Here is a 5,916-nt window from a genome sequence, read left to right on the forward strand (position 1 = left end):
CGGGGCCCGTGCCGAACCTGCAGGGCGAGCCAATCGGAGAATACCCTTTCGAGCTCCGACAGGTTGGGAGGGACCGCGTCCTCGCGGTCCGCAAGAATACCGGGCACAGAGGACTGTGCCCCTCCCACGACCCGACGGGTGGCGTGGCCGCCGGCCGCGGTCTGCGTGTACCTCCGCCCCTCGCAGATCCCGACCCGACCCTCGATTTTGGCCCACCCACCTAATCAGTCCGCCCGCACATCACCCGCACGCCAAACCTTCCACATCCCGGCACACCTTTAAGCGGCATTAACAAAAACTGTTTGACAATTGACGTATGTTGAGCTATTCGAATGACCGGTTATGTGCATCGAATTCGCGGTGGCCAAGTACCCTGCCATTGTCCGCCTGCGGGACGGCAAGGAATGTACGGTGCGGCTGTTACAGCCCGAGGACGCGGCCCGTTTCTATGAGTTTTTGAAGGCGGTGCCGGAGGAGGAACGGTTGTTTATCAAACCGCGGTTGACGCCGCGATTGGTCCGGCAGTGGTGCCGACAATTGAAGCCCGAAGAGAATCTCACCCTGGTGATGTTGCACGGGGACCGCATCATCGGCGAGGCCACCCTGCACCAGCGACCCGGCGGCTGGAAGCGGCACATCGGGAAGGTGACCGTGCTGACGCACCCGGAGTATCGGGGGATTGATGTGGCCAAGTTGCTGGTCAAGGAGCTGCTCGAGATTGCGCCCCATTGCGGACTGGAACGGCTGGAGGCGGAGCTGAACGGCGAACGCAAGGTGGCCATTCGGGCCCTTTACCAACTGGGCTTTGAGCAGTGGGCCCACATCCCCGGGTACCTGCGCGACCTCCAATTCCGGCCGCACGACTACGTTTTGCTGGGCATCAACCTGGTGACGGACGAGGAATACGCCGCGGCGTTGGGCTGACTTCCTCCACGGCGGAACGGTGTCCGGCCTGGCGAAAGTGCACGGTTGCCAGCGTTCTCCCTGCCGGGGCCGTCCGCGGCTGCGCCAAGCGCCTTCCCCGGTGGATCGGCGCGGCGGTGGCGGCTGTCGCCGACTCAGGCGGATCCGCCGTTGAGCGATGAGGACTCGGCGGGTGCCGGGGCGGATTCCACCGCCCAGGGTTCGGCAATGCGGCGGATGCTTACCGCCCGGCCCGTGGCCGGGTCCACCTCGATGAGCGCGCCCAGCAGCATGACCCGGTTTCGTGCCACCTCAAACCGTTGCGGGCACTGTGTGAGAAACCGGCGCAAGACCGGGGCGATTTCCCGTCCCAACACGCTCTCCTGAGGGCCGGTGAAACCGGCATCGGTCAGGTAGGCTGTTCCGCCGGGAAAGATCTGTTCGTCCGCGGTGGGCACGTGGGTGTGGGTGCCAATCACGGCGCTGACCCGACCGTCCAGCAGTCGGCCGAACGCGATTTTTTCCGAGGTGGCCTCGGCGTGGAAATCCACCAGGATGATCGGCGTTTCCTGTCGAAGTCGCTCAACCTCGGGCGGAACGAGGAGGAACGGATTTTCCAGGGCGGGCATGAAGGTGCGTCCCTGAGCGTTGATGACGGCCAGGGGCGGTTTCCCCTCCTGCCGGACGAGGCAGCTGCCCCGGCCGGGTACGCCCGGCGGATAATTGAGCGGGCGCAACACGCGCGGCTCGGTTTCGAGCAATTGCGCCGCCTCCTTCTGATCCCAAACGTGGTCGCCGGTGGTGATCACGTCCACGCCGGCGGCAAACAACTCTGCGGCGGTTTTGCTGGTGATGCCGGCGCCGCCGGCGCTGTTCTCCCCGTTGGCCACCACGTAGTCGAGTCCCAGTTCACTGCGCAAACGCGGTACCAGCGCCTGCACGGCCTGCCGACCCGGCCGCCCCACCACATCACCGATGAACAACAACTTCACGGCGCCCAGCCTACCCCTGCCGGGCCGACAACAAAAGCCCTCGCAACCGGGCCGGTGCGACAAAACCCAAACCCGGAATGCCGCGGGGACCTTGCGGGCTTGAAGCATGTTTGAGGGGCCGAAGCGGGTGCCCCATGGCCCGCGGGGGCGGTGTGTGGCGGATTCAGTTTCACTGCACCTTCCGTGGGACGAGTGGCGCCGGTCAGCATCCGGCCAGGGCTTGATCGAGGTCGGCGATGAGGTCGTCGGGGTCTTCGATGCCAACAGAGAGTCGGACCAGGCCGTCGGAGATACCGGCGCGCTGGCGTTGTTCCTAGGAAAGCCGCCGATGGGAGGTGCGGGCCGGGATGCAAGCCAGGCTTTCCACACCGCCCAGGCTCAGGGCCGGCAGGATCAGCCGCAGCCGTTGCAGAAAGACCTCCGCGGCCTCCGCCCGGCGCAACTCAAACGACAACATCCCGCCAAAGCCCCGCATCTGACGGACGGCGATGGCGTGGTCGGGGTGGTCGGGCAGTCCGGGGTAAAACACGCGGGCCACGGCGGGGTGGCTTTGGAGGAACTGCGCCACGCGGAGCGCGTTTTCATTGTGACGTTGCATGCGGAGCGCCAGCGTTTTCAGGCCGCGTTCCAGCCGTGCGCACGCCTCGGCGTCCAGCATGCCGCCATGGAGCATGGCCGTCTCCCGCAACGATTCAATCCGGTGCCGGGCCCCCACGATGACACCCGCGTTCACGTCGCTGTGTCCGTTCAGGTATTTGGTGGCGCTGTGAATGACCAGGTCGAACCCGAGTGCCATGGGGTTTTGATTGATGGGCGTGGCGAAGGTGTTGTCGATCACGGTGAGGATTCCTCGGGCCCGGGCCCCCGCGGCCAGGGCGGCAAGGTCCAGGCAGCGGAGGGTGGGGTTGGAAGGTGACTCGACGTAGAGGAGACGGGTGTGGGGCCGACAGGCGGCCAGGATGTCCTCCACGGTGCCGGCCAGGGTGAACTCCACCTGCCAACGGGGCAGTTGTCGCGTGACGAACTCCAAGGTGCCGCCGTACAGGTCGGATTGGAACACGGCGTGGTCCCCGGCTTTGAGCCACGTGGCCAGCAGGGTGGTGATGGCAGCCATGCCGGAGGCAAAGACGAGGCCGTCCTCCGCGCCCTCCAGCGCCGCCACCTTGCGGGCCACCACCTGTTGGTTGGGCGTGTTGAAGTAGCGGGGATAGACGTTCTGCCCGGTGGGATGGGGAAACACGTGGGCGGTGGAAAGGAAGACCGGGCTGCAAGCGCCGCCGGTGGCGGGGTCGTGCCAGGTCCCGGCATGCACGCAGCGGGTGGAAAAACCGGCAAAGGCAGGGTCAATCGGTCTCATGCGCGTTGGGGGATTTGTCCGTCGAAACAGGACGGGTCGGGCACGACTGCCATGCGTCCCAGGACCCGAACTCGGGACAGCAGGAACCCGCGATGTCCACGCAATCGGGACAAAGCCATGAATCGCCGAGGCGAACGGCGCCGTACCGGCCGCAACGTTCGCAGGTGGGTTCGTGCGTCGCGCTGCCGGAATGCGGCAGATCCGGAGCGGGGGAAGGTTGGGGCGGTTTCATGGTCCGGTGATCTCCCGCGGGCGTTGGTTCTTTGGCGTTGTGCGACCAGCAGGGCGTCGGGGCCGGCTGCGCGACCGGGCCTGCGCCGTGGTCGGGCCGGGCCGGGGTTGTGGGGCGGTCGGCGCGGCCGTGGGAGCCGGTGATTCAAGAAGGACCTCGCGGAGGACGACGGCCTGGTTGTGCAGGGGATCGCGGGCGGCATAGACCAGAGTGATGGTGCCGCGACGCGCTGCAGCTCGAAGGCGAGCCAGGGATTCGGCCTTTTGAACAAGCTCTTGCCGGTACCGCTTGCGGAACTCCTCCCATCGGGCGGGCTCATGACCGAACCATCGTCGGAGCGCATCGCTCGGCGCCAGTTCCTTGAGCCACCCGTCAAGGGAGAGCGCGTCTTTGGACAGGCCGCGCGGCCAGAGCCGATCCACAAGAAACCGTTGTCCATCCCCTGGCTCCGGCGGGTCATACACGCGCTTGAGTCGAATCTCCATGGCTGCCTTCCTCGAAGGCCCGTGCCGGCACCGACCCCGGGGGATCCGCGGCCCCCGGCCTTCCCGGTCCCAACACGGTCACAACTTGGCCGGCCAAAGCTGCATGTCAAATGAACGTTTGAGGTGGCCCGGGACCGCCGACGGCTCTAACCTGGAGGTGGTATGCGCCTGAACCGGTTCACGGATTACGCCGTGCGGGTGTTGATGACGGCGGCCGCACGAGCCCCGCAGCGGGTCACGGTGGACGAGGTGTCGCGCCTGTTTGGGATTTCCCGGCATCACCTGACCCGTGTGGTGCATCGCTTAGGGCAGATGGGTTATCTGGCCACCGTTCGAGGTGTGGGCGGCGGGTTCACCCTCGGGCAGCCAGCCGACCGGATCCGGCTGGGCCGGGTCGTGCGGCAATGCGAAGGCCATGCGTCGGTGATTGATTGCATGGACGATCCCGGCCGGCCCTGTTGTTTGTTGCCGGGTTGCCGGTTGAAGCGCGCGTTGGATGAGGGGACCGAGGCCTTTTTTGAGACTCTGGACCGGTACACCCTGGCGGATCTGGTGGTCAGTACGACGGCAGCGACGCTGCGGAGGACGCTCCCGGACGCCCCCGCGCCGCGGCGGCAGCAGGCCGCCAGGCGCCGAACGACGCCAGCTCAAAAGGGCAGCGGCTCCCGATAACCGCCTCAAACGCTTCCGCCGGACGAGACAAGCGTTCCCCGTCCGGGCGGACATGCGGTGACGCACGGTTGAGAGACCCTCCGCCCGGCGCGGCGTGACCCGGACGCCGGATGCCCTCACCCTCGGGGCCAGACTTCCCGATAAAACACCTCCTCGCGCGGGTGGGGTGTTTTGGGTTCGGGCTTTCGGGCCGGCCAGCCCAGACCCAGGATCGCCACCACGCGAAACCGGTCCGGCACGCCGAGGAGGTCCCGCACGTCGGATTCTCACCGCTCGGACTCCGCCGCGTCCTCCGAATGGTAGACTGCGCCCCATGCCATGCCGAGACCGAGGTCCGTCGCCGCCAGCCACAGGAAAGCCCCGGCGATGGTGGCATCCTGGAGCCAGTACTTACTGACGCCAGGCTCGGCCAGGATCACCACGCCGAGCGCAGCCTGTCGCAGCCATTCCATCCACGGCGTGGTCCGGCTCAGCCGGTCGAGCAGCCCTCGTTGCTCCACCAGAATGAACCTTCGGGAGAGGGCGTGGTTTCCCGTGGGTCCCAGGTGAAGGGCCTCTTCAAGCTGGTCCCGGATGACGGCGGGGATGGGTTCGGCGGTGAACGCCGTGATTTCCCGTCGAAGACGAATGGCGTCGAGCGTGTTCATGGAAGGCACAGGGTCAATCCTACGGACCCGCGGGAAAGGGTCCCGAAATTCCCATGGATCCCGGTGCAACGATGACGACTCCGGTCGCCGGGACCTGTCCCTGCAGGTGAATGGGGCCCGGGACTGCAGGCCGTTGGCCTCGACCGCACGCCGCACTCTGCGACTGGCCGGGCCGGCGAAGGCGAGATGCCCAGGCCTGCGGGTCCCGGCACGGCGGGCCCGAACCGGAACGGCCCGTCTCGCCACGGCTGCGGGACAGCCTCCAAAGGAACAGCCGTCGTTGTCATCGGATGCAAACGACAACCCCAACCCTTAGCCATCGCCTGAGGTATTGCACCGGCGGGTGAAGATTTTTTTGGGTTCGGCGTTGAATATCCTCGCGCGCCGTGCCTCAATGAAGCATGCCGACCGTCACCAAACGCTCGCCCAAGATCCGCTTCGAGTTCGTCCCCGCTCAAAAGCAGTCCACCCTGGGCGGCCTGCCCGCCCTGGAAGCGCTGGCCCAGTAGTTTGACCTCTGGCAAAAAATCCGCGCCCTGCCCGCACTGGACCCGCCCACCCGCACCTCCCACGGCTACAGCCCCGAGCTGATCGTGGCCCAACTGATCTACTGCTTCTGCTCGGGCGG

Annotated in this window: 7 protein-coding genes and 1 pseudogene; 2 read left to right on the forward strand and 6 right to left on the reverse strand. The window is 66.5% G+C overall.

The window, feature by feature from the left end:
* The first annotated feature begins 342 nt into the window (after positions 1-342).
* On the forward strand, positions 343-924 hold the full coding sequence (locus G4L39_RS10365; protein ID WP_165108020.1) for a GNAT family N-acetyltransferase: 582 nt from the start codon (positions 343-345) through the stop codon (positions 922-924).
* A 134-nt stretch (positions 925-1,058) separates the two neighbouring features.
* Here G4L39_RS10365 and G4L39_RS10370 read toward each other — a convergent pair whose 3' ends face one another.
* The 4 genes and pseudogenes from G4L39_RS10370 to G4L39_RS10385 all read right to left on the reverse strand — a co-directional run bounded on the left by G4L39_RS10370 (position 1,059) and on the right by G4L39_RS10385 (position 3,969).
* Entirely contained in the window at positions 1,059-1,895 is an 837-nt protein-coding gene (locus G4L39_RS10370) for a TIGR00282 family metallophosphoesterase (protein ID WP_343203331.1), read from the reverse strand.
* Positions 1,896-2,097: 202 nt separating this feature from the next.
* A pseudogene (locus G4L39_RS10375) lies at positions 2,098-3,252 on the reverse strand (trans-sulfuration enzyme family protein).
* The gene (locus G4L39_RS10380) at positions 3,239-3,484 is read right to left on the reverse strand and encodes a hypothetical protein (protein ID WP_165108023.1); all 246 of its coding nucleotides are present in this window, start codon (positions 3,482-3,484) and stop codon (positions 3,239-3,241) included. The pseudogene G4L39_RS10375 and the gene G4L39_RS10380 overlap by 14 nt, the downstream one beginning before the upstream one ends.
* Complete coding sequence (locus G4L39_RS10385) at positions 3,481-3,969, reverse strand: DUF488 family protein, N3 subclade (RefSeq protein ID WP_165108025.1); 489 nt, start codon at positions 3,967-3,969, stop codon at positions 3,481-3,483. The genes G4L39_RS10380 and G4L39_RS10385 overlap by 4 nt, the downstream gene beginning before the upstream one ends.
* Positions 3,970-4,131: 162 nt before the next feature.
* Between G4L39_RS10385 and G4L39_RS10390 the strand changes: the two genes are divergently transcribed.
* Positions 4,132-4,641, forward strand: coding sequence for an Rrf2 family transcriptional regulator (locus tag G4L39_RS10390; protein WP_165108027.1), 510 nt, complete (start codon positions 4,132-4,134; stop codon positions 4,639-4,641).
* Positions 4,642-4,757: 116 nt separating this feature from the next.
* On the opposite strand, the gene G4L39_RS14690 is transcribed toward G4L39_RS10390, so the two are convergent.
* Positions 4,758-4,898 (reverse strand): nitroreductase family protein, encoded by a 141-nt coding sequence (locus G4L39_RS14690; RefSeq protein ID WP_205880941.1) that lies wholly within the window; start codon positions 4,896-4,898, stop codon positions 4,758-4,760.
* Positions 4,899-4,907: 9 nt separating this feature from the next.
* Complete coding sequence (locus tag G4L39_RS10395; RefSeq protein ID WP_205880942.1) at positions 4,908-5,297, reverse strand: nitroreductase family protein; 390 nt, start codon at positions 5,295-5,297, stop codon at positions 4,908-4,910.
* Positions 5,298-5,916: the final 619 nt, after the last annotated feature.

The organism is Limisphaera ngatamarikiensis (assembly GCF_011044775.1).
GTDB classification, from domain to species: domain Bacteria; phylum Verrucomicrobiota; class Verrucomicrobiia; order Limisphaerales; family Limisphaeraceae; genus Limisphaera; species Limisphaera ngatamarikiensis.